This window comes from Desulfosarcina sp., assembly GCF_046496365.1.
In the GTDB taxonomy this organism is placed as follows: domain Bacteria; phylum Desulfobacterota; class Desulfobacteria; order Desulfobacterales; family Desulfosarcinaceae; genus Desulfosarcina.
Window position 1 is genome coordinate 1 of record NZ_JAWOHB010000026.1, and the last position, 4,534, is coordinate 4,534.

At 53.0% G+C, this 4,534-nt stretch carries 3 protein-coding genes; 1 reads left to right on the plus strand and 2 read right to left on the minus strand.

The genetic code is table 11. From position 1 onward, the window contains the following. Positions 1-76: 76 nt before the first annotated feature. Together nudC and R6V78_RS01670 are read right to left on the minus strand one after the other, a co-directional pair. Positions 77-943 (minus strand): NAD(+) diphosphatase, encoded by an 867-nt coding sequence (nudC, locus tag R6V78_RS01665; RefSeq protein WP_410287584.1) that lies wholly within the window; start codon positions 941-943, stop codon positions 77-79. Positions 944-1,233: 290 nt separating this feature from the next. Further along, positions 1,234-1,410, minus strand: coding sequence for a hypothetical protein (locus R6V78_RS01670; protein WP_410287585.1), 177 nt, complete (start codon positions 1,408-1,410; stop codon positions 1,234-1,236). Between the two features lie 745 nt (positions 1,411-2,155). Here R6V78_RS01670 and R6V78_RS01675 point away from each other — a divergent pair. Beyond that, positions 2,156-3,655 (plus strand): B12-binding domain-containing radical SAM protein, encoded by a 1,500-nt coding sequence (locus R6V78_RS01675; protein WP_410287586.1) that lies wholly within the window; start codon positions 2,156-2,158, stop codon positions 3,653-3,655. Positions 3,656-4,534: the final 879 nt, after the last annotated feature.

Consider the following 4,534-nt stretch of genomic DNA (forward strand, 5'->3'; position numbering starts at 1 on the left):
ACAGAGTTGCGAGACCGGGATGCCGGTGTTGCCCAAAAGTCGATATTGCATGGCTTCCTCCAAAATTTTGATCAATTTATGTTTGTGATTCGACAAACCAGTCGATGAGTTGGCGCGCAATGCTGATGCGCGATGGAACCTGGGGAAGCGATTGCGCCGTAAACCAGTCGGCCTCCATAATTTCCTGGTTGTCGACCGCAATTTCACCACCGGCATAGTCGGCCAGAAATCCCACCATCAGAGAATTGGGAAAAGGCCAGGGCTGGCTGCCGAAATAGCGGATATTGTTAACCTCGAGGCCCACCTCTTCACGGATTTCCCGTTGAACACACGCCTCCAGGGTCTCCCCCGGTTCGACAAAACCGGCCAGTACGCTATAAAAAGGACCCCGGAAGCGATTGTTGCGGGCCAGCAGGATACGGTCGCCCTTAATGACCGCCACGATAACCGCCGGGCTCAACCGGGGATAATTGATCAGGCCGCACGCCGGACAGACTTTAGCCCGTTCATCGGGTTTATCCGTCATGGAATGGTTGCAGCGCCCGCAAAACCGGTGGGATTGATCCCAATCCAGGAGATGATTGGCCCTACCGGCAATCCAGAACAGGTCGTCATTGACCCTGTCGAGCAGTGCACGCAGATCCATCCAGGTATAGGGTGCCGGAACCGTTGCGCCCGGATTCAATCCGGCGGCGTAGCAACCATGATCTCCCAGCGTGCCGAGGAAAATTTTACGGCCGGGTCGGATCCCGCTGAGGTGGATGAATCCGTCGTCGGGGATTGAGCAGACCCCCTTCTCGCATTTAACCAGCATCTTGCTCTTTTCGAAAAAAAACCACAGGACAGGTCGCTGCAAGCCGGCCGGTGGATGGATAGCGGGTCTAAAATCCATGGTCTGATCCTGAATCGACATGATCCGCGCCATGGCGTGGAATTTGTTCATCCGCAATCCTCCAGATACGCGTGTGAGCGACACCTGCCGGATAGCGTTGCATCACAATTGGATCGACCTGTCAATGGATGGATGGCCGGGATAGAGGGAATCGGTCGGTGCAACCTCAATTTGCCAAATGTGGGTACCTGACCGCGTTGCTTCGTGGTTCGGACTTCGCGGGTCAGGCGGAATCATCCACCGTCTCCTCCGCGAAAAACCGGTGCTCTTCAAATACGGTCATTTATGAACGATCTTCCTCATTTTTTGTTCAAGCAGCATTTTTTATATTTCCTTTACTTTCAATCATTCCCTGTTCTTTTGCCGCAGGAAGCTATCTTGCCAGTTCGTTTAACATCTTCATCCAAACCTTCCTTTCCGCCATTCAATAGTATTGGGTAAAACCCCATTTTTTCCCCATCGTTATCCAACCTTGTTTCCGCCGGTATGATGGTCATGTTAATCTTAGTTTTAGCCACCTGATCTTCACCCCCTGCCCCTGAATGAATTCAGACGGTTGATAACGGGGGCAAGTCCAATCCAAAAAGACGCGGTTGTATCGTGCGGATCAGTGTCGGATAAGGAGTTTGCCATGCTTTGCTTTGGACAATATTTGTGATTCTATTGGTTCTCTGGGACCTGGGATAGCTGACCGGCTGCACAACGGGCGGCGTCGTTCACGCCTGCTGGTCATTGCCATCATCGTGATGGTGTTAACGGCCCTTCAAGGCCGGAAGCACATTTGATCACCGCAATCGGCCAAGGACGGCATCCTGATCCTGATCGCAAAGCCGTTTTCCATGGATGAGTTGGATGGAACGATTCGAAACCTCCACGGCATAGTGTTTCGGGCTTACCCCTAATGCAGCAAACAGGTGAAGACATGAATCAAACTGGGAAAAGCGCAAGGTCTAGAACGGATTTTATCGCTTCCTCCGGTATCGGAACGGAGCTTGCAGACTTCCTTGACGCGTTCGCCCAAAGTCCGGAGCGATTTATTGCATTGACGGTCGAAGAGCGCTGTAAAATCGAGGACCACATGGATGCCATTCTGTCGTCGTTCGGGTCGTGACAGGCGCCTTGCACGACGCCGGGAGGACGGACCATTATCGGATCCAGCCGGCGGGTGATATCGCCGGGCGCTGTCAATCGCCTTGATGCGACGAAGCCGGAACAGTAAGGTGCCGATCATGGGTTGGTCCGCACCCTAGCAAAGGAGGAGGAATGATGAACCTGCTGCTGATCAACCCCGCTTACCCGAACACCTTCTGGAGCTTCAAATACGCCTTGAAATTCATTGGCAAGAAAGCCGCCTTCCCCCCCTTGGGCCTTCTTACGGTGGCAGCCATGTTGCCCGGGCAGTTCCAGACGCGACTGGTGGACGTCAATGTGGAAGACCTCAAAGAGGCAGATCTCGCGTGGGCGCAGATGGTGTTCATCAGTGCAATGGCCATTCAGCGAGCCTCCGCTAAAAATATCATCGGCCGTTGCCGGTCACATGGATTGAAGGTGGTGGCAGGCGGACCGCTGTTTACATCGGAACCGGAGGCGTTCCCGGAGGTGGATCATCTGGTGCTCGACGAGGCCGAACTCACGCTGCCCTCTTTTCTCGCGGACCTGCAAGACGACCAACCCAAAAAAATCTACCGCGCTGGTGGTTTCTGCCATCTGGGTCAAACCCCCATACCCGATTGGGGCCTGGTGCGCATGAAAAATTATGCATCCATGTGCATCCAGTTTTCCAGGGGATGCCCGTTCAACTGCGATTTCTGCAATGTGACCGCTCTGTTCGGTCATCGGGTGCGGATGAAGACGCCCCTGCAGGTGCTCGCCGAACTGGACCGCCTTTATGCAGCCGGCTGGCGCGGCAACATCTTCTTTGTAGACGACAATTTCATCGGTAACCGTGCCTTTTTGAAGGCGCACTTGCTGCCGGCGCTGATGGCGTGGCGCCAAACCAGGAAGGGGTGCGTGTTTTATACGGAAGCCTCGATCAATCTGGCCGATGATCCCGAGCTTATGGAAATGATGGTCCGGGCGGGGTTCGATCTGGTGTTTATCGGAATCGAGTCACCGGATGAGCAGAGCCTGGCCGAATGCAAAAAAAACCAGAACAAGAATCGGGATCTTCTCCGAAGTGTCCGCACCATCCAGCAGGCCGGCTTGCAGGTGTCGGGTGGATTCATTGTCGGCTTCGATTGCGACACACCGGCCACTTTCCAGCGCCATATCGATTTCATCCAGCAGAGCGGGATCGTCACCGCCATGGTTGGCATGCTCCAGGCGCCGCCGGGGACCCTTTTGTTCGAGCGGCTGCAGAAAGAAAACCGGGTGGTGGGGCAGATATCAGGTGATAATGTCGATGGCACCACAAACATTGTGCCGAAGATGGGACTCTCGACGCTGGTCGAGGGCTATCAAACCATTATGGCCCACATCTATTCTCCCCGGCACTATTACCAACGGGTGAGGACACTGCTGCGCGAGTTCGGAAATCCGCATGCCAAAGCACCCATGGATTTTCAACGCTGTCTTGCCTTCTTCAAAACCTGCCTGCGACTGGGCATTATCGGCAGGGAGCGCCTCCATTATTGGTATCTGCTGCTTTGGACTCTGATCCGCAAGCCCAGGCAGCTGCCGCTTGCCATTACGCTTACGATCTATGGCCACCACTTCAGGAGAATTTGCGAAAGGAATATCTTCGGCATTGGAAGTCAGCGATAAAAAACATATAACAATCGAGCGCGAAACCCATCGGGGCTTTCAATCGGCTTCCGGCCGCATGGCGAAATCTCCGATCAGGGCGAGCATGCAAAGGGTTCAAAAATTCAGCGCCCAAAGGTTGAATAAACCCGCCAACCACTCCGCCGCAGCCGGGCAGCAAAAAGATTCCGGGCCCGTGGGCTCGAACAAGTGGAGGCGTTGGCCGGTGCTATCGCCCATCAGTTCAACAATACCTTTTTGTGATCACCGTTAATCCTGAACGCCTGGCTTCGGCAAATGTGGTTTTGGGGGTACACACCAATGGCCAACAGCTTCTAAATACTCCTAAAACGATATTTGAGTCGCCAAAGCTTGCCGCTGGTCGGAGTGCCCAGTAGAAAAAGGCCTGAATTAACAGGCCTTTTTAGACAGTATCGGAGATGCAGGCTATCTAAATCTATCCATATATACATGTTTTTATTGTATTTTAATTGTTGATAGTTTTGAGGTTACCCCCATTGTTACCCCCAAAAATAATTTCCATCGCGTCGGCAGGGTCAGGGGCAAATTCATACGTTTTCAATCAGGAACCCACCACCAAAAAAAAACAACGTTCCGATACTTTTCCAGGCTTTCCGGTCCTTATGGCCGGTTTTTGATCAAAAAAAGGCCCCCGGTTGCCCAGGAGCCTTTCCCGACTGTTTCTTATACTTGGGTTTGCGGTCTGTAAGTTGACAAATTCGCGCAAACATACGTCAGCCGCGGGATCGCAAAATGAACGAGATTCAGCGTGTGTCTACAAAATTTAGGACTGTTTTTCCAGCTGAATGACCTGCGGCGGAGGCTTGATCTTTAACAAATTGAATGTCTTGCGGGTATCTGATGTCAGCTCGTTGCGCA